A 21,551-nucleotide genomic window follows, 5' to 3' on the forward strand; every position below is an offset into this window, starting at 1 on the left:
TAGTTTCCTGCTTGTAATAGGTAGTGGTGAGAGATATTAGGTAGTGCTACCTAATAACTAGATATTGTTTAAAAAAGATTTGTGCTCTTTTGCCCAAACGGTAAGGGCATCAGTTTTGGACGGGAGTTCTAATTTTGAAATAATATTGGCGCGATGGTTGTCTATGGTCCTCACAGAAAGCCCTAGCATGTCGGCAATTTGCTTTGAGGTTTTTTCTAAGGCAATTAAGCGTACAATAGTCCTTTCGGAAGGGGTTAGATACTGAATGCGCGCAATTTCTGGAGCTATTTCATTTTTAAGAATAGTGTTAAATGTCTTACTGTAATAGGTATTGCCCTTGGCTACTTCTTGGATGCATTTATGAACTTCTGTAAAAGGTTCTTCTTTTAACAAATAGCCAGCAATTTCCAATTCTTGGGTCTGTAAAATAAATCCTTTCTCCTTATGTGATGTAAGGATAATAAATTTTGTATTGATGGCTTCATCTCTACATTTTTGTATAACTTCTATTCCAGAAATGTATGGCATTTCTATATCCAAAATGGCTATGGACGGTTGTAATTCAATAATTTGATCTAAGGCTTTGGCGCCGTTCTCGCAAGATGCAATCACATTATAATTAAAATTTTTTAAAGCAGTAACAAGTCCTTCAAGTAATAAAGGGTGATCGTCTGCTACTAAGAGTGTACTTTTTGAAATCATAATACAGGGTTTGTTAGTGTTATTTTACGATAACAGCTTCAATCGTGGTTCCTTTAGTTTGTAGGCTTTGTATAGAAAAAGTACCTCTCAATAATTTAATACGCTCACTCATGGTCTTTAAACCCAAACTATTTTGAGCCAGATCTTCACTCGAAGTAAATCCTTTTCCGTTGTCTTTTATGATGGCTTTGAGTCTTTTGTTTTTCAGTCTAATAGCAACCGATAGGGTCTGCGCTTGTGAATGCTTGATTACATTGGTCACACTTTCTTGAATAAAGCGATAAAAATTTAGCGTTTCCTCCTCATTAAAAAAGGCATCGATAGGATCTATTTCTGTAGAAACAAACATCTCTGTCTCTTCGTCTATTTCAAATAACATTTGCGAAATACTTTTGGTAAGTCCTAATTTCTTTAGCATAGGCGGGTAGAGGCCTCTCGAGATATTTCTTACTTCTTCTAAGGTATTGGCTGTCATGGTGGCCAATTCTGTTTGTTGATCATTTTCGGCCTTTCGCATCATAATAGAGAGTTGCTGTCCTACGCTGTCATGCAAATCTTTAGCCACTCGGGTGCGTTCATTTTCTTGTGCTACCAATAGTTTTTTTGAAAAATTACTTTGTATTCGCTGTTCTTTCTTTTGATGATTGCGAGAGCGAATGGTTAACACAAATCCGAAAACAGCCAATAAACCCAATGCCCCAAACAAGAGCCACTGATTTTTAATTTTGTTTTTTTGATTCAATAATTCTAGATCTTTTTTCTGAGCCGCAATGGTATTGTCTCTTTTACCTGTTTCGTATTTTGTTTGGTAAAAGGTTAGGGTTTGTCTGTTTTTTACTGTATTGAGTGAATCGCTTAATGAAATATAATTGTTGAGATGTTTTGCTTGTTTTTCAGGCATCCTCATTTTTTCATAAATTTCTGAAATAAACAATTCACTATGCAGTCTTCCCTCCATAGTAAGCTGTTTAGATTTTTGGTCTTGGTTTTTGAGCGCTAAATCCAGTGCTTTATTATAATTTCCAGTTTTAAAAGCGTAGTATCCGATGGCTTCTTCAGCAAGAATCCTATCTTCTCCACTCATCGAATCTAATGGTTTAATGGCAACCATAATATCTAGATGTTTTTTTGCCAACCCTAAACTGTCCAAATCCAAATAGTCAGAAATAAGTTCTTTGAGCATACGTACTTCTAAATACTCTTTTAGTGGGTTTTTTTTGTTGGTTTCGTAGGCTAGTCTACTATATTCAAGTCTCTCTTCAGATTTGTTTTGTTTCCCAAGATCATAACTTTGATTGTTATATAAAATAACTAAGTCTGAATAGCTCTTAGATAATTTTGCAAGATGTATCGCTTCTTTCCTTATTTTTTCAGACTCTTCATAAAAATCTTGGTTACTATAAATATAGCTTAGCATCGTTTTGCAACCAATAATATTTGAGGTGTCTTTAGCTTTGATTAATTTTTCCTCTGCATAGGTAACTGCTTCAAAAGCTTCTATAGTTTTGCCTTTGCCTACAAATATTTGAGCTTGGTATAACCTTGCTAAACCTTGTCGTCTAGGGTTGTTTCCTTTTGCCGCAAATGTATAAGCACTGTCTAAATATGAAATCGCTAATGCATCTTTACCCGCATATTTTGATGCATCTCCAACCTCAAGGTATAATCTACTAACATCAGACGGCCGCATGTCAGAAAATAAGTTTCGATGCGTATTAAAATACTGAATGGCCTTGTCATAATCATATTCAATCGAGTCGTAAAAAAAGATAAGTTCGGCAAGATTTTTTGAAGCAATTTGCATGTCGTCCAAGGCTATTGCTAATTCTAGTGTTTTATTGGCAATAGAATCATATTGCAATGCTTTTTCATACCTAATAATGCGCACAAGACTATCCATCCAGATGAGTTGCTCCTTTTGGGTACTTTCTGAAATTTTAGCTTTAAGATTAGTAATTTGTTGTTCCAAATCTTGTGCATTTCCGAAGAAAAAAACACAGCATATCAAGAACATACAATGGGTTAGTTGTTTCATAGTCACAGTACTTATAGTGTAAAGATACACAGAACAAAAAATAATCTATTAAGTAGTACTACCTAGGGGGAAATTGATCCCGAAGCTTCGGGAGAAATCGAAACTGAAACCGAAATCAAAATCTGCAAGGTATGAGGAGGCACGACGATCCTTGTAGGTTTAAGCCGAATTAATTTCATTAAATAATAAACTAAACATTTCAACACATCGACTCATCGACACTTTATAAGATCCAAAGTCTCAAAGCTGCAAAGGCAAAAAAAAACATCATCAAATTATCAAATTAATCCATCTTCAAATTAATTTCACTACTCACTACTCACTACTCACTGCTCACCACTAATAAGCTTCATCATGCACATTGGCAACGGCGCGCCCGCTTGGATCGTTCATGTTCTTAAAACTTTCGTCCCAGTCTAAGGCTACTTGACTACTACAGGCTACACTTGGTACCGAGGGTACAGTTAAGGCAGCGGCATCGCTAGGAAAGTGCTCTTCAAAAATAGTACGGTAATAGAATTCCTCTTTGCTTGTTGGGGTTTGTATGGGGAAACGGTATTGCGCATTTTGCATTTGCTCATCACTTACTTCACTATTTACTAATTCTTTTAACGTATCAATCCAACTATAACCCACACCATCACTAAACTGCTCTTTCTGTCTCCATGCCACTTCCTGAGGCAACATATCACCAAAGGCTTCACGCAGCACCCATTTTTCCATGGCTTGTTTGTCTGTAGGAGCTGTTTGTCCTGCAAGTATCATTTTGTCTTTTGGATTGAGGCGCATGGCCACATCCATAAACTCCTTATCTAGAAATGGAACCCGTCCTTCAATTCCCCAAGAGGCAAGCGATTTGTTAGCACGTAGGCAATCATACATGTGCAATTTCTCAAGTTTTCTCACATTCTCTTCATGAAAATCTTTGGCACTAGGTGCTTTATGGAAGTAGAGGTAGCCTCCAAAAATTTCATCGGCACCTTCACCGCTTAAGACCATTTTAATCCCCATTGCTTTGATGGCTCTAGCGAGTAAAAACATGGGCGTAGAAGCTCTAATGGTAGTAATATCATACGTTTCCACATGATAAATCACATCACGCAAGGCATCAATTCCTTCTTGTATGGTAAAATGAATTTCGTGATGTACCGTATCTAGATGGTCCGCTACTTTTTGTGCCGCAGCCAAATCTGGAGATCCTTCCAAACCAATGGCAAACGAATGTAATCTCGGGTACCAAGCACCTTCTGTATCACCACTTTCTACACGTTTGTCTGCGTATTTTTTGGCTAGGGCAGAGGTGATACTAGAATCCAATCCACCCGATAGCAACACGCCATAAGGTACATCACTCATCAATTGTCTTTTTACAGCGGCATCTAGGGCGTCTCTTAAATCTGAAATATTTGTTTCATTGTCTTTCACGCTGTCATATTCTATCCAGTCACGACGCCACCATTGGGTTAATTTTCCATCTCTGCTGTCTAAATAATGTCCAGGAGGGAAGAGTTCTATTTTTGTACAAACTCCTTCTAATGCTTTTAGTTCTGAAGCCACATAAAAAGTACCGTCTTTATCCCAGCCCATGTACAATGGAATGATACCCATGTGGTCTCTAGCGATTAAGTAGCTGTCGGTCTCTATATCATAAAGCGCAAATCCGAAAATACCATTTAGTTCGTCTAGAAAAGCGCTTCCTTTTTCTTTATAGAGTGCCAGTATTACTTCGCAGTCACTTTTGGTTTGAAATTGATACGAGCCTTCAAACTGCTTGCGAAGTTCTAGATGGTTATATATTTCTCCATTGGCAGCTAGCACCAAGTTTTTGTCTTCAGAAAATAAGGGTTGCTTTCCTGACGTCGGGTCTACAATCGCCAAGCGCTCATGCGCCAAGATGGCTTTTTCGTTGCTAAAAATACCGCTCCAATCGGGTCCGCGATGTCTCAGGCATTTTGCCATGGTTAATAATTGAGGTCGCAACGCTTCACTAGCTTGCTTTAATTCGAATGCACATACAATTCCACACATAATAAATTCATTTTTGTCATTCCCACGAAAGTGGGAATCTAGTTAGTTATTTAGTTTTAGCTTTATAAAAAGCCGTTGTTAGTTCTTTATCAACAAAACTCCTACGCTAGTTTCGGAGTTTTTTTTACAAACTATTGTAAAAAGAAAAACCGCCAAGTTTATAAAAACTTGGCGGTTCAATATCGAGTACAAGTTTCTGTTACGTCTTGGCGTTATTATTTAAATTATTATTATTTAAAAAAGACTGTAACATCGACTTAGTTTATTTCTTACAAGTGTATAAATGTAGCTAAATATTTTATACGTGCAACATTTTACTCCATTTAAAATTAAAATGTGTTTAATGTCTACTCGTACAATACAGCCTTAAAAGGTGTAAATAGGTAAAAGTGAGACTCATTTTTTAAATAAATAAAAATATTTTTCGAGGAAGAGTATATTTATCAATAGGGTTACCATTGGTATTAAAGTATAAATACGTTAGCAATCCATCTGCATTGAGTCTGACTCTATATATGAATTGCTGCGGATTTTCAAGATCAATAAGTTCTGCAGATTTTATGTAGGCTTCATTAAAATTTCGTTCACAGTATTCTTTAATATTCCCGGGCAAATCGAAGCTGTTAACAAATAAAGAATACGCTAGCAAGATTCCTTCACTTGAGTAATAGGCATAATTTCCATTTCTTCCTTTTCTTTTAAATTGTGCCATGTAGAAATCTACATCTTCTGCAAGCGCTTCATTTTTGGTATGTATTTTCCAATTAGTAACAAAACCATCATAAAATTGTTTTTTTTGAGCTTCTTTCACTGAATCAGGAACCGCATCGGTGGTGATGACTGTGCGCTTGATATCACTATACTGCGCCAAAGTGAAATTAGAAATAAAAAAAAATAGAATGAGTAACCTGTATGTACGTTTCATAGCATTTGTTTTAAACAAAAGTAACAGGCTTTATGCATTTTAAATCACTAGTTGTGAAAGTGTTAACATCAAAAATGCTTATATAAAGCATAAATAAAACTTATAAATAAAGACATCAATAGATCTTAATTTTTACTAGCATTTTTATTGTTCATGTTCGAGAGTTTCATTTTGGAAGGAATTGTATTTCTAGAGTATTGCACCGCAGGAGTGGTTTCCTTATTGCGATAAGAAATGAGGTGTTTTCCAGAATCCATGCTGTTATTCTCTAAGACGATAGGGGCTATTCCGCCTCCATTTTTTGAATTTATTGACAGTAAACTAGTATTTTGATCTACATTAAAAAGCCTATTATCCTTTATCTCTAGAGCTCCTATGGTATATATATCTTTGGTATTATTGACACTTATAAACCGACATGCAGTATTATTATTCGCATTTTTTGAAAAGGTGTTGAAAAAACCATTGACTTCATTGTTTTGTATACGTATAGGGCCCGTTGCAAATGTAAAATAGATACATATTGGAAACTGAGTATTTGTAAAAACATTCTCCTCAATGATAGACGTTGCACTCGAAATAGCCTCTGCTTTTGAAGCTCCTAACTGTATTGGCTTTGCTTTTGCATTTTTAAAACTATTTTTCTTAATAAGTACCTCGTTGTTTCCTCCTTTGATAATTCCTTTTAGTAATTGATTTTCTACATTAGTTTGGTCAAAAGTGTTGTTAGTAATAAACCATTTTTCTTGGGTAGAGGACTTATCAGAAATGATATACGAATTCCCATTCCCGCGTATGTTCTTAAATATATTGTTATCGCAATACAAAGTCCCAGTACCCGAATATAGTACAGATGTCATAACATCTGCATTAATATTTTTTATGGTATTATTCTTAAAGTGTGTTTCTTTTAAACCAGTTCTAAGCATAACTCTTACAGACTTGGTTCCGTCCATTGCACCATAGATACTATTGTTTTCTACATAAGAAGTATCACAATTTCTCATGGCTATTACAAACGATTTAAAGTTAATAACCTTATTTCCTTTGAACATCATTTTTGTTGCACGCACCTCTTTTGTAGCAAAAAAGACGGTGGTATTTTTAAATTCATTTTCTGAAATATCTATGGTTTCAACCCTAAAATTTCCAGTGGCTTTAATAGCGTAATTTTTTGAAGGAGGCACGGTGGTTTCATTTCCTGTAATTGTGCATTGTTGTATCTTGGTATGGTTGTAATTGTTAGTTCCTATAAGCTCCAGAAATGGCGGACTAGCTTTTACTTCGGAAATGTTAAGGCTCGCACTGCTTTTAATTTTATAGAACGTATTATTGGGTGTTACAATTTCAGCTTTACTATTCCCAATATGAGTAATCGTATTATTGTTTCTATTGAAAAGTGTTGCAGAAATTTTATGTTTCTTATCTAGTAGTACTGTGCCCTCACCATCATCTAAAGCTTTTTGAATGGCAGCTGTGTCATCAGTAATACCGTCGCCTACGGCACCATAATCTCGTACATATTTCTGTTTCCCAACCATATGTTGCGAGTTTGTATTTTGTGAGCTAGTAGTTTCTGAAGAAGGAGGTTTTTTATTGGTCACCTCTTTTTTCTCTGCACAATGTAAAAGCAGAAGAGCACTACAAAAAAGCAATGTTTTGTACAACATACTGGGAGCATTAAAAAAGCCTTTCTATGTATAAAAACAGAAAGGCTCGAGTTTTATTTTTATACAAATTACTAACGCAACTTAGGAAAATTTGTTGGGTTTACCTCATGCATCATTTCATATACTTTTTCAAAAACATCTTCGGTAGACGGTTTGCTAAAGTAATCTCCATCGGTTCCATAAGCAGGTCTGTGTGGCTTTGCTGCCAAGGTTTGTGGCTTACTATCTAGATACTGATACCCATTTTGGTTATCTAAAATTTCAGAAAGAATATACGCAGAAGCACCTCCAGGCACATCTTCATCAATCACCAATAGTCTATTTGTTTTTTGTACACTCTTCACCATGTCTTGGTTAAGATCTAAAGGCAATATGGACTGTACATCTATAATTTCTGCATCAATACCTACTTGTTGCAATTCTTTGGCTGCTTCTTCAACAATACGCAAAGTACTTCCGTACGATACTAATGTAATATCTGCACCTTCTTTTATCGTTTCTACGACTCCAATAGGCGTTTTAAACTCTCCAAGGTTGGTTGGTAGTTGTTCTTTTAAACGATATCCGTTTAGACATTCTACTACCAATGCTGGTTCGTCTGATTCTAATAAGGTGTTGTAAAAACCTGCCGCTTTGGTCATGTTTCTAGGTACAAGAATGTACATACCGCGTAGCAAGTGAATCAAACCACCCATTTGTGAACCACTATGCCAAATACCTTCTAATCTGTGCCCACGAGTACGTACAATTAACGGTGCTTTTTGCTTGCCTTTGGTACGGTAACGAACGGTTACTAGATCGTCACTCATAATTTGTAAGGCATATAAAATATAGTCGAGGTATTGTATTTCAGCAATAGGGCGGAGGCCTCTCATCGCCATCCCAATTCCTTGCCCCAAAATGGTTGCCTCTCTAATTCCGGTGTCACTTACACGAAGTTCACCATATTTTTCTTGCATGCCTTCCAGTCCTTGGTTTACGTCACCAATGGTACCGGCATCTTCACCAAAAATTAGTACCTCTGGATATTTGCTAAAGATGGCATCGAAGTTATCACGTAATACCACACGAGCATCTACTTCTGGAGCTTCTACATCGTAGGTTGGTAACACTTCTGCAATGGTTTTAGCGTTCTCTGCAGCCTCACTATATAAATCTGAAGAGTAGAGCGGTTGAATGGTTTCAAAATAGTTGTTTAACCAATCTTGCAATTGTTTTTTCTCAACACTTTCTTCGTTGATAACATAACGTAAAGCTTTTCTTGCAGCACCAGCAATATTTCTTCGAAGTGGCTCTTTATCTGCTGCCAATTCGTTTTTAATAATTTCTATAAAGTTCTTGTTGGCAGAACTTTCGGCAAGATTTGTAAGTAAGGTAACAGCTTCTTGTTGTTCCTGTTGTTGTGGCGCAACAAAGGCTTGCCATGCGGCTTTTTTACCTTCGCGTACTTGCTTTTTAATATCTTTTTCTAAGGCGGTGAGTTCTTCTTCTGTGGCAAAGTTATTGGCTAACATCCAAATACGCATTTGGGCGTTGCAATCAAATTCTGCCTCCCAAGCCAAGCGGTCTTTACTTTTGTAGCGTTCATGAGATCCACTGGTAGAGTGTCCTTGTGGTTGCGTTAATTCTTTTACATGAATTAATACAGGGACATGCTCTTCTCTAGCAATTTTAGAGGCTTTTTGATAGGCTTCTACTAGTTCTGGATAATTCCAACCTTTTACTCGAATGATTTCATAGCCATTGCCATTTTCATCACGTTGGAACCCTTTTAATATTTCCGAAATATTCTCTTTGGTAGTTTGGTGCTTTGCGTGTACAGAAATTCCGTATTCATCATCCCAAACATTAATCACCATAGGTACTTGTAACACACCAGCAGCATTAATGGTTTCCCAAAATAGGCCTTCACTAGTGCTTGCATTACCAATAGTACCCCAAGCAACTTCATTTCCTTTGATAGAAAGGTTGCTGAAATGTTCTAGACCTTCTACTTGTCTAAATATTTTTGAAGCTTGTGCAAGTCCTAATAATCGTGGCATTTGCCCAGCAGTGGGAGAGATGTCTGCACTACTGTTTTTGGTTTCGGAAAGATTTTTCCAGCTTCCATCTTCATTGATGGTTGGTGTTGCAAAGTGACCACCCATTTGTCTACCAGCACTCATCGGATCTGCAGTTGCGTCTGCATGTCCATACAAACCAGCAAAGAACTGCTGTATGTTTAAGGCACCGATAGCCATCATAAAGGTTTGGTCTCTGTAATACCCGCTTCGCCAATCTCCAGCTTTGAAGGCTTTTGCCCAAGCTAATTGCGGTATCTCTTTACCATCACCAAAAATTCCGAATTTTGCTTTGCCAGTTAATACTTCACGACGCCCCAACAAACTACATTCTCTACTTGTTACGGCAATTTTATAGTCGTTTAAAATTTCGGCTTTAAAATCATCAAAAGACAAGTCTTTATTGGTTTGTGGGTTTGTTTGCATATTAGGATTTTTCTTGTTTGAACTTACGGCAAAACTACAAAAAATCGAAACGCCAAGCAATGCTAAATTGTTGCGATATTCTTAAAATAAGTACAATTTTTTTATGAATTATTTATTTGCAGAAGTGATTTTAACAATTGCGATACGAATTAATAAAATAAAAGGTGTTCCGTGAAATAGTACGTCAAGCCAATCTTTTAGAGCCATTCCGTTTGCACCTCCAGCAATCCATTTTAACTTCCCCCAAATATGTGGCTCTGGGAAAAAGGGTGCCAGTCCAAGCGATAGGCAAAGTAATATGATTAATTTCCAGTTGTTGAGTAGTTCTTTCATGGTTGTATAGATTGCTTGCTCCTTCGTTAAAAAGCTTCGGCGCACAAGTCGCTGTTAGATCATTCGCTTTGCTCATTGCTAGAGGTTAGACCGCTTGCTTCTCTGCTAGCTTACTTCGCCGAAGTGGCTACGTAGGCCTAAAAGCTTCGGCGGCACGTGGACGCTGTTAAATTTTATTTTGTCACCCTGTCCCGAAGCTTCGGGAGTCGAAGGGCTTTTTTGATTCGTTTCTTTTTCCTTTCAAATCTTTTGGAGTCGAAGGGTATTTTTGAACTCTGGGCTTCGACAGGCTCATCCTGACAATAATATATCAACTTCAATTTCGATTTCAAGTTGGATGTAAACCTACAAGGATCGTCGTTCCTCCTCATACCTTGCAGGTTTCGATTTCAAGTTCAATTTCGATTTCGATTTCTCCCGAAGCTTCGGGATCAATACCACTCCCTCGTAAACAATCCAATGAGCGTTTTAGGAGTGAGCGTTATTTTAAAACGAATTCGCTGATCGTAGTTTCCTAATCCGGGCTCCCAACCTAGGTTAGAGTATAAGGGGAAATACAATTCAAAATAATCTTGGACCAAGTTAATACGTATTCCCGAATCATACAATGCTTGGGTGCCGCGGTCTGTATTATGTACCAATCCAGCATCTCCATAGACTAAAATCCATCGCCAAATATTGGTGCTGGCATTAATGGTGGTAATCCAACTATTGGCAAAACCTGGCTCTAAATTAGACTTAAAACCACCTTCGGCGACAATGAGTTGCTGACTAAACAAACCGGTATCTTCACTGCGTCCATAATAATCGTAATCGAACAAATAATCTGTTGGGCGGTCTAATGCAAAACTAAAAAAGTCGTCATTTTCTCTCGTGTCATTAAACAAAAAGGCTCCAGCGAATAGGCGTAGATTAATTTGTCGGTTGCTCTCAAAAAGCTTCCTATAATCGAAGGTAAGTGCAATTTTACTGAACTTACTCGATATTTGGTAATCTACCACACCACGGTAATAATTAATTAAATTAGGATTGCTGTATACGTAACTCGCATTAAAGACACTGTAATTAGGTTCTTGATTTGGATTGTTTGGATCCAGATCTCTAAAAACATTTACATTTCGCAAATTGATGAACTGCTTCTCATTATTCCTGATGTCTTCATTTCGAAACGCAAAGGTCATAAACGGAGTGATGCGTCTATAAAAAAGGTCATCATTGTAACTAAAAGTATTTCCAGAAATACCATAACGCATGCTTCTTAATTTGCCCGTCTCAAATTGTTGGGTGTAATTAATACTACCACTACCAATAAGGGTTTTGGATCTAAAACCATATTGTGGTTCTAGTTTGTAATGGATGCCTTTTGCAAGCAATGTTTTGTTGTATAATTTGAGTCCGGTAGTAAAGCCATCATAAAGATTATACTCAAACACTGGCATAAAGAACATCTGGTTGTATCGATAGTCTTGTGCGTCTTGAAACAATCTAAACTGAAGCGGTCTGTTAAAAACACTTCCAAAACGTTTGATGTTGTTACGTCTATTGAATTCTGCAATATGACCTTCCTGATTTAGCTCTAATCTTTTTAACCCTTCTGCGGGAACTGTTACAATACCAATACTATCAATAGGCTTGCTCCATTTCTTAAACAACAAACTATCTTTTTTATTAGTTCCATAAAGGGATACTGGCAAGGTGTTATTACGTTTGTTTAGTATTGTAACATCTATAGAATCGCCTCGTTTCTTGGTTTTTTTAATCTTGAAATCTATGGTGTAACGCTTGTTTACGTAATCGTCAAAAAACCAATCTACATTGAGGTTGCTTTCTTTTTCTATGGTTGTTTTAAAATCTGCTGGCGTACTTGGTTTTAGTTTATAGGTTTTGTAAAAGGCTTTAATACTTTCATCCAAGGAGCTATCTGTTAAGAAGTCTCTAAGATATTGTAAGCCTTTACCACCGTAGTAGTTATTGGCGATTTTTTTATTGAATTTGGTCAGTGAATCCTTTGAAGTGGCTAATGGTTGGTGAATATTATTTCTAGCCATATTAAGATACAATAGCGTATACTGATCATTAAACTCAAGATCTGAAATATGAGCCCATCTCACAATCCAAAAGTTGCTAAGGCTTCCTAGCATTTTCATGTTAGGGTAGTAGGTATCTACATACTCTATTAGCAGATGAATTTGTATGGCACCAATTAGCCAAGAGTCTTCTCTGGGGTCGAGTAATAGTGTGTTTTCTAAATACACTCGCGACATGGTCTTAAATTGTGCTAAATCGTACTCAAATCCATTTGGAAACGGACTCAAGAAATTAGGCAACTGATTTAAGCCATACACTGGGTTGTTTCTATTGTCCTCATCACTTACGATAATTTTCTCAAAGGGGTAGGCACCTAACTTTTCGTCCAAATAATGCACGACTCGGTCTACCATTAAAGCACGTATGGGCGGTGTTACTTTTTGCTGGTAAATATTACTTTGTACCTCTACTTTATCGGTTACAACAGATTCGAATGAAATAGTCTTTCCGAGAAATAGATGGGCTTTTACGCGTTGTTCTCCAGAAAGGGTCACAGTCTTTTTTCCATGCGCCTCCGCTGAAGCTTCAGGCGACACGCGGGCGGAAATGTTTGTTGTCCCAATATCTAGTCCAGAGGTGACACTATAGATTTCTGGTAGGGTAAGGTTTACCTTGAAATTTGAAGGGGGCTGGTATAGATCATCCGATTTTTTGTGGCTGTATAGTTTCCATGTGCCATCATAGACCGCAGGAGCCAAATACCAATAACGTAATTTGTAGTTGCCATCATTATCCACGCCGTAGCGGGTAAACTTATCATCGGCTATTTTTATGGTATAGCTAAAGTTGATTGTAACTTCTTCTCCGTTGGCTAAAGGAGTAGAAGGAATAACATACAAAATGTCGATTTCAGAACCGCGGTTCCAGTCTAGGGAATTTCCGAAGCTATCCTGAACACTTTTAATAGTAGTCCTTCCTCTTTTTCTATCTTTCTCGAAATGAAAAGAACTCACAAAATTTTCTTCAAAGCGAATGCCTAAAGGTGTTTTTTTATTGCTAAAACTATGCGCCCAATCGAGAAAGTAAATAGTATCTAAGGTCTTTCCTGTATTGTTTTTATACAGCACTTCCTGATGGATGTCTAGGGTATGGGTATTTGTATCTAAACTAGCATCAATAGTGATGTCATGCTGAGACCACATAGAAGTGGTCACAGCACAGGCTAATACCGTTATGTAATAGAAATATTTCAAATAGTCTTCACAAATTTTAGGGTTTGACTAGAAGACTGGTTAGTAATGTAGTAAATGCCGTTGGCTAATGTGCTAACGTCAATGGTTGTTGTATTGTTGTAAGTAGTAAACGTTTTTATTTTTTGTCCTAAGGTGTTATATATTGTAAACAAGGTATCTGTACCTTCTTGCTGTGGCGTAAATAATACAAGTGTTTCTGAAACGATCGTTGCCTTTAGAGAAAAAGGTTGTAAGGTATTTTCAGGTGTATCCAAAATAAGAATTTCCTGATTGGTTTCCAATTCCATTACAACAGGTAAGTGGTCACTCATGTTATACAAGTTATTTCTTGTTTCTTGGTTGTAAAAACCACCACAATTTACATTGTTAATGCTGTTGTTGTAGCAATTGCCATTGTTTCCATACGCATCATAGGTGTCTTCTTTATAGCGTAACATTGGGTCTGTAGCCATGTTTTGAGACAGCATGATAAAATCGAAACGATCATCAAGACCACCACCGGCACCTCCTCCAAAACCTCCAGAACTAATACGAGTACTTTGTGTATGAATGGCTGTGAAATTCTCATTGTTATTCCAAGAACCTGGAGTATCTATAGGATCTATTAAAGGGATATTATTTGTGGTGTCTAGCATCTCTACATACGCAGGCTCTGTAGAAGTATAGATGTTAAAATCTCCAGCAAAGAGCACATAAGCATCTTCTGGCAGTGATTCTGTATCATTAATAAAGGCTTCTACCATAGAAAGGCGTAGCTCCTGATTTGCACTACCCTGACTAGATTTTAAATGACAAACATAGGCATAGATACGAATAGGGTTGTTTGCTTGGTCTGCCGTGTTGAGCAGTAGCGTGTATTTGTTGATGTCTCGTACCGACGTGGTGATAATCTCTGTGTTTTCTAAAACAAACTTGTCGTTTCTGTAAAACAAAGCTTGCTGTAAATCTGCACCACCCGATTGATTTTCGAAATAAGGTGCTGCGCTATATTGCTCACCAGTTGTATTTAAGCCTTGATTTAATATAATATCTGCACCTTCTTGGCTTTGTAACTCACATACCATGAATAAGTCGGGACCATATTCTTGTAAGATATCCTGTAGTAAGTTAATTCTACTTGGAGTTAACTCTGGAAATTCCAAAACATTATAAAACATCGTTTTAAAACTATCTTGGGCTACTACAGAGCATGTAGCAAATAAAAATGTGAGATATAAATAGGTACGGCGCATATAACTGGGAATCTTAAAATTAGAAGTTTGGACTTAAATTGTTTTTGTTGTAGAAGGTATTTAAAATATCAAGTACTTCGTCTTCGGTGTCTACAACGTGCACAAGATCTAAGTCGCCTGGGCTAATGTTTCCTTCCTCAAGAAGCGTGTTTTTTATCCAATCCATCAAACCGCTCCAGAAAGATCTACCCACCAAGATGAGCGGGAACTTGTCAATTTTATGTGTTTGAATTAATGTAAAGGCTTCAAAAAATTCATCTAAGGTTCCAAATCCGCCAGGCATTACAACAAAACCTTGTGAGTATTTTACAAACATAACTTTACGTACAAAGAAATAATCGAAATCGATACTCTTGTCGCTATCAATATACGGGTTATCATGTTGTTCAAACGGAAGGGTAATGTTTAATCCTACAGAAGTTCCTCCTGCTAAGTGTGCTCCCTTATTACCAGCTTCCATAATACCAGGACCACCACCTGTAATGACACCATAGCCACTTTCGGTGATTCTTTTGGCGATGCTTTCGGCTAGTTTGTAGTATTTGTGGTCTGGTTTTGTTCTTGCAGAACCAAAGATGGATACACATGGGCCAATACGGCTCATTTTTTCGTATCCATTTACAAACTCTCCCATGATCTTAAAGATCGCCCAAGAATCGTTTGTTTTTACTTCGTTCCAATTTTTATGATTTTGTTCTGGTCTCATTTCTAATCGTTTAATATATTAATAGTAGTTCGGCATTTTCCAACTCTTCAAAGTACATATTTACCTTGATATCTACTAGTTTTTATAATTCTTTCTTTAAAAATTTGGCAGTAAAGCCTTTGTTGTTTTTTACAATTTGTTCTGGAGTTCCTGTTGCCATAACGGTACCTCCGTTTTTTCCTCCTTCGGGTCCAATGTCGATTATATAGTCTACCGTTTTAATTACATCGAGGTTGTGTTCTATAATTAAAACAGTATTGCCCTTATTTACCAACTTTTGCAATACGAGCATTAAGACTCTAATATCCTCAAAATGCAATCCAGTTGTGGGTTCATCGAGGATATAAAAGGTATTTCCAGTATCTCTTTTTGAGAGCTCTGTTGCCAATTTAATGCGTTGCGCTTCTCCTCCCGATAAGGTAGTAGATTGTTGTCCAAGGGTAATGTATCCTAATCCAACATCTCTAATGGTTTTTAGCTTTCTAAATATTTTAGGAATGTTCTCAAAGAAATCACAGGCTTCATTGATGGTCATTTCTAAGACATCGTAAATAGAATTACCTTTGTAACGTATTTCTAAGGTTTCTCTATTAAAGCGTTTTCCTTGGCAGGTTTCACATTCTACATACACATCTGGCAAGAAATTCATTTCTATCACGCGTAGTCCGCCACCTTTACAAGTTTCGCAGCGTCCGCCTTGAACATTAAAACTAAATCTTCCAGGTTTGTACCCTCGAATCAATGCCTCGGGAACCTTGGCAAATAAACTTCGTATTTCAGAAAACACACCCGTGTAGGTTGCAGGATTAGAACGTGGTGTTCTACCAATGGGAGATTGGTTGATATCAATGACCTTGTCTAAATGTTCTAAGCCTTTAATTTTCTTATATGGCATGGGTACTTTTACGCCATTAAAGAAATGGGCATTTAAAATAGGGTAGAGGGTTTCGTTAATGAGCGTAGATTTACCACTTCCAGAAACTCCTGTAACACCCACCATGACACCCAGCGGTATTTTGATGCTTACGTTTTTAAGGTTATTTCCAGTAGCTCCCGTAAGTTCTAGCGTATTTCCATTACCTTTTCTTCGTTCTTTTGGGATGGCTATTTCTTTAGTACCATTGAGATAGGCAGCTGTAAGTGTGTCGTGTTTTAAAATTTCCGAAGGTGTTCCTTTGCTTACAATTTCACCACCATGTTTTCCTGCTGCGGGACCAATATCAATGACATAGTCTGCATGCTCAATCATGTCTTTGTCATGCTCTACTACAATGACAGAATTTCCAATATCTCTAAGCGCCACAAGCGATTGTATCAATTTTTCATTATCTCGCTGATGTAAGCCAATACTGGGCTCATCTAAGATATACAAGACGCCAACTAACTGAGATCCAATTTGTGTGGCAAGTCTAATGCGCTGGGCTTCTCCGCCAGAAAGTGATTTGGAACTTCTGTCGAGTGCTAGATAGGTAAGTCCGACATCTACTAGAAATTGTAATCTTGTTTTCACTTCTTTTACAATCTCGCTGGCAATTTTAAGTTGTTTTTCACTCAGTTTACTTTCAAGATCGTTAAACCAAGCAGCTAGCTCTATCACGTCCATGTGGGCGAGCTCTGCAATGTTTTTTTCGTTGACTTTGAAGTATAAGGATTCCTTACGAAGTCTGCTTCCTTCACAGTCCGGACATTTAATCTTGTCCATGTACTCCTTTGCCCAACGTTTTAGTGACGTAGTTTCGTTAGCATCGTAGGTGTTTTGTATAAAGTTCACCACACCTTCAAAATCTATTTTGTATTTGCGTGTAATGCCCAGTGTTTTAGATTCGACATCAAACTTATCGTTCCCACCAAAAAAGATGAGTTCTTTGGCTTCTTCGGAAATGTTAGCAAACGGATCTGTGAGCTTAAAATTAAAACGCTGTGCAATGAGTTCCAATTGCTTAAAGATCCAATTGTTTTTTTGCGGACCATGTGGTGCTAAGGCTCCATTTTTTATGGATAGTGATGTATCTGGAACTACTTTATCAATATTCACTTTATGCAAACTCCCTAAACCTTTACAGGTAGGACACATGCCTTTTGGAGAGTTAAATGAAAAGTTATTGGGTTCTGGATTCGGATAGGAAATCCCACTCTCAGGGCACATTAACGCTCTACTAAAATAACGTGCTTTGTTGGTTTCGTTATCCAACACCATCAATACATCATCTCCATGATACATGGCGGTTACGATGCTTTCGGTAAGGCGTTTGTCGTTGTCAATGTCGTCGCTAATCTTTAAGCGATCAATCACCGTTTCTATGTCGTGGGTTTTGTAACGGTCTATTTTCATCCCCTTTACAATGTCACGAACTTCGCCATCTACTCGAACTTTTAAAAATCCTTGTTTGGCAATTTGTTCAAACAATTCTCTATAATGTCCTTTTCTCGAACGAATGATGGGAGCGAGGATGCTTACTTTTTTGTCTTTAAATTCAGACAAGATCAATTCTTTGATTTGTTCATCGCTGTAGCTCACCATTTTCTTGCCGGTGTTGTAGCTATAGGCATCGCTCCCTCGTGCATAAAGAAGTCTTAAGAAATCGTATATCTCGGTAATGGTTCCTACCGTAGATCTCGGACTTTTACTCGTTGTTTTTTGCTCTATGGCAATCACAGGAGAGAGTCCGTCAATTTTATCAACATCTGGACGTTCTAAATTGCCCAAAAATTGGCGGGCATAGGCAGAAAAGGTTTCTATGTAACGGCGTTGTCCTTCGGCATAAATTGTATCGAAGGCTAAAGATGATTTTCCACTTCCCGAAAGCCCAGTAATAACTACTAGTTGTTCTCTGGGGATGCTAACGTCTATATCTTTTAAATTGTGGACTCTTGCGCCCAAAACTTCTATACTAGCCATATTTTTTGCCATAGTTTGCAAAGGTACTTAAAGTCAATGAAAATTTTGGTAGAAGGTTTTCTTCTGAAATGTTAATTGTTCACTAATATTTCAGAAAAAAAAGAACCCTCTAAAGCAAGTGCAAAAGAGGGTTTTAGTAGTTGATTTCTATAAAGTTAGAAAGGTCTTATTTTATGCATTTCCCCAACAATAGTTTGTTGTGGTCCACCACTTCCATTATCGAAGGTACCTGAAAAGGTAATATCAATAAACTCACCAACGGCGCCAAAGTTTACAATGTTAATGGTAATGTCTTCATTATTAAAACCTGCTTTAATTATGTTTCCTTGATCATCTGACATGAAAAAGGACACTCCTGGATCATTTAGGGTATACGTTCCAGGTGTCATTTCAGGAAGCAAAATAGAGATACTATTTCCTTGGCTAAAAGCACTCATCGCAAAACTAGCAGTGCCATTTGGTGTGTCGTACTCTAAATTATCTACAAAAATGACTGGGTTGTTGGTGTCTACCGTGAAACTGTAAAACTCTGAAATTTCATTACAGCTAGATAAGGTAGGCAAGGTGGTTGTTGGTGTTGTAAACGAAGCACTTTGTAAGTCTGAAGTTTCAAAACCTGTAAGGTCTATACCATAATAGGTGAATACCGTTGGACTATCTGGACACCTGGAAAGGCCAAAATTAAAAGTACCATCATTTACAAACGTTTCATATTGAATTCCGTCATAATTTGCTACTACATACCCATTAGTTACAGGATTTCCATCACAATCATTAAACATTCCAGATACTTGTTCTAGAATTACATCAGGAGGAGTGCTTACCACAACAGCAATGCTATCATCCATACTAATCGGACCAATGCTTCCTGTGTACACGATATCTGAAGAACAATCTGCATTTGAAAACACCTCCATAGTTAGTGTTTGGTTGGCAGGAATGATACCACACACATCACCATCGGCGTTGGTTACTCCAGTTCCAGCACCATTGGTGGTGCTTATAATCTTTATCAAGTAATTTGCAGCGGGGAATCCGTTATCTGTCGTAACATTTACGCAGAGGTTCACAGACTCGACAGGGATATCACAGTTCCAGAAAGAGAAATGTGTTACTGCCCCAACATAAGCACCATCTTGAAGTGTAGCCTGTCCTTCTTCTATCCAAACACCGTTGGTTTCATCAAAATACCAGAGTGGAATAGTGGCAGGGGCACTTGCCAATAAACTTGGATCTACGGGGAGCGTTATTTGTGCCACAGAACCTTCTGCAATGTTTAGTTTATTATTGTTGCTATCTGTAAGCTCTACAGCAATCATTCCTAGTGTTTGTAACATTTGTTCTTCGCCATCATAGTCTTGTGCGTATAACATTCCAGGCATTTGTTCAGTCATTAATGGATCTACAGGATCTAAGCGGTGTACCACCACTTTTACATCTCCACTGTAAGCAGTTCCATCTTCATGAGCGTAGGCACCGTTTAAAGTTACCGTTGCACCGCTACCATCACCTACGCGTGCTACTTGTCCGCTAGTTACAATACCAGAAGGAGATGCGTCTAACATCATAATACTAACTTCATTAACTCCTGGTGTTGGAACTACACTTCTAGAAGCGTGTATGTATCCATCTTTTTTAGCTGTAATGTATCCAAAGGTTTCAAAAACCGAAGCATTTAAAAGAACTCCAATACCATTTACATCTGTGGTAGTGCTTTCGTTTCCTATGGTAAGCGTCACGCCAGAGAGTTTGTTGTTAGATTTGTCTACTACTTTTATAAAAAAGTCTCTAGTAATTGATGTTCCATAATTTTGTGTAAAATTAGGGTCAAAGGCATTGCGTACAATTCCTTCTGGACCAGGGAGCTCTGTGGGATCCATGGTTTCTTCTTCAGGAATCGGGTTTACATCGTCTATGGCATCTGCACAGGAATGCAAGAGTGACATGGATAACAACAGTACTAATAAGCGAAAAAATTTCATAGTTGTTTTTTTAGATTAATGAATGTTAAAGATATTCATTTTTTTAAACACGCATATAACCCCTAATTTTAGTTTTATTTCTTCTTCTGAAATATTAAAAACCTCGATGTTATGGCGGCGAACATTAAAGAAAAAAAATACAAAAGTTTGATTACCACTTTTATTTTTTCAGTAAAGGGAGCACTATTGATCTCTAAAATTTCTGAAATACTACATAAAATAAGGGGTTCAGTACTATTTAAATACCCTATAAAATTTCAGAAAAAAAATTAAGAATTTGCGGTTTTTGATAGCAAAGGTAGGGTGGTGAGCATCATAAAAAACAAACTACTAATCACAAAAGAAAAGCTACAAATAAGCACTAAAATTGGTAATTCAAATAAGGAGCTTAATAGCGGTAGTATAACTCCTATTCCTAGCAATGACGCAAAGAGTACATATAAAAATTGTAAAGCTTTTGGGAGTCCGTTTTGCACTTTACTTTGTGCATTGTAGAGTTTGGGTAAAAGGTCTTTGTTAATGTATTCTCCTAGCTTGGAGAAAAAAACTTCGTTAAAAGAGGAATCTTCAAAGAGCTCGCTATTTATATCATTAGCAATTTTCATTACTTTGTCTTGATGTCTCTCAAAAACTCCTTCAATATCTAGGGCTTCTTTAAAATCTCCAAATTTATACCCGAAGTAATACCAAAGTCCAGAACCCACTTTGTGCTCGATCCATTTCTCAATCATTTCTACTCTATACTGTTCTGGGTAGCTAATGGCTTTAGGTAGTTTCTTTTGCTTGGGTTCTGTGTAAAGCAACGATTTTAGTTCTAGGTACAGCGTTTCGGTATCATCGTATTCTTTTTTCTCTTGTAAAAACTCGATGGCAAGTTTTGATTTTCCTTTGTAAAATTCTTTTACCTCAAAAAAAGTAAGGCCTTCAAATTCATCGTCAATAAAGTCTTTTACACCGGGAAGCCATAATTTACTTTCCAGTACAATCTCAATTATTTGACGAACACTATTCATCTTTTTTGTCAAGTCTCCTAATTTGTTGTTGCCAGTTACCAGACGTTTTAAACCAAAGACACTAAAAACAAGGTAGGCAAGAATACAAAATGATGTAAATCCACTTATGGCAATAAACAAAGGTATTTGGTTTATAATGGTTTCAGAAAAAGTGGGGGTAATAGCTATTTTTTGGTACAAGAAGAAAATTAGGGCAATACAGAGAAGACCTGAAAACACAAGGGGAATCAAGGCAAAATAGTTCTTAAAAAACGATTTT

Annotated in this window: 13 protein-coding genes; all 13 read right to left on the reverse strand. The window is 37.2% G+C overall.

Annotated elements, in window-relative coordinates:
- Window positions 1-57: 57 nt before the first annotated feature.
- Window positions 58-702, reverse strand: a complete 645-nt coding sequence (locus ACY2RS_RS14925) for a response regulator (protein ID WP_490099468.1) — start codon at window positions 700-702, stop codon at window positions 58-60.
- Between the two features lie 19 nt (window positions 703-721).
- Window positions 722-2,737, reverse strand: coding sequence for a sensor histidine kinase (locus ACY2RS_RS14930; RefSeq protein WP_490099469.1), 2,016 nt, complete (start codon window positions 2,735-2,737; stop codon window positions 722-724).
- A 339-nt stretch (window positions 2,738-3,076) separates the two neighbouring features.
- Window positions 3,077-4,765 (reverse strand): asparagine synthase B, encoded by a 1,689-nt coding sequence (gene asnB, locus ACY2RS_RS14935; RefSeq protein WP_490099470.1) that lies wholly within the window; start codon window positions 4,763-4,765, stop codon window positions 3,077-3,079.
- A 403-nt stretch (window positions 4,766-5,168) separates the two neighbouring features.
- Window positions 5,169-5,690, reverse strand: coding sequence for a hypothetical protein (locus ACY2RS_RS14940; protein WP_490099471.1), 522 nt, complete (start codon window positions 5,688-5,690; stop codon window positions 5,169-5,171).
- A 125-nt stretch (window positions 5,691-5,815) separates the two neighbouring features.
- Window positions 5,816-7,294 carry a glycosyl hydrolase family 28-related protein gene (locus ACY2RS_RS14945; protein ID WP_490099472.1) on the reverse strand — a complete coding sequence of 493 codons (1,479 nt, stop codon included), beginning with the start codon at window positions 7,292-7,294 and terminating at the stop codon, window positions 5,816-5,818.
- Between the two features lie 137 nt (window positions 7,295-7,431).
- Window positions 7,432-9,846, reverse strand: coding sequence for an alpha-ketoacid dehydrogenase subunit alpha/beta (locus ACY2RS_RS14950; protein WP_490099473.1), 2,415 nt, complete (start codon window positions 9,844-9,846; stop codon window positions 7,432-7,434).
- A gap of 108 nt (window positions 9,847-9,954) precedes the next feature.
- Window positions 9,955-10,179 (reverse strand): hypothetical protein, encoded by a 225-nt coding sequence (locus ACY2RS_RS14955; RefSeq protein WP_490099474.1) that lies wholly within the window; start codon window positions 10,177-10,179, stop codon window positions 9,955-9,957.
- 431 nt (window positions 10,180-10,610) lie between these two features.
- Window positions 10,611-13,460: a gluzincin family metallopeptidase gene (locus ACY2RS_RS14960; protein ID WP_490099475.1), complete on the reverse strand. Its 2,850-nt coding sequence runs from the start codon at window positions 13,458-13,460 to the stop codon at window positions 10,611-10,613.
- The gene (locus tag ACY2RS_RS14965) at window positions 13,457-14,692 is read right to left on the reverse strand and encodes a T9SS type A sorting domain-containing protein (protein ID WP_490099476.1); all 1,236 of its coding nucleotides are present in this window, start codon (window positions 14,690-14,692) and stop codon (window positions 13,457-13,459) included. The genes ACY2RS_RS14960 and ACY2RS_RS14965 overlap by 4 nt, the downstream gene beginning before the upstream one ends.
- Window positions 14,693-14,711: 19 nt before the next feature.
- On the reverse strand, window positions 14,712-15,398 hold the full coding sequence (locus ACY2RS_RS14970; RefSeq protein WP_490099477.1) for an LOG family protein: 687 nt from the start codon (window positions 15,396-15,398) through the stop codon (window positions 14,712-14,714).
- Between the two features lie 82 nt (window positions 15,399-15,480).
- Window positions 15,481-18,309 (reverse strand): excinuclease ABC subunit UvrA, encoded by a 2,829-nt coding sequence (uvrA, locus tag ACY2RS_RS14975; RefSeq protein WP_490099478.1) that lies wholly within the window; start codon window positions 18,307-18,309, stop codon window positions 15,481-15,483.
- A gap of 143 nt (window positions 18,310-18,452) precedes the next feature.
- Window positions 18,453-20,279 (reverse strand): hypothetical protein, encoded by a 1,827-nt coding sequence (locus ACY2RS_RS14980; protein WP_490099479.1) that lies wholly within the window; start codon window positions 20,277-20,279, stop codon window positions 18,453-18,455.
- Window positions 20,280-20,548: 269 nt separating this feature from the next.
- Window positions 20,549-21,472 carry a hypothetical protein gene (locus ACY2RS_RS14985; RefSeq protein ID WP_490099480.1) on the reverse strand — a complete coding sequence of 308 codons (924 nt, stop codon included), beginning with the start codon at window positions 21,470-21,472 and terminating at the stop codon, window positions 20,549-20,551.
- Between the last annotated feature and the right edge of the window lie 79 nt (window positions 21,473-21,551).

Source organism: Patiriisocius sp. 208BN25-11 (genome assembly GCF_058147145.1).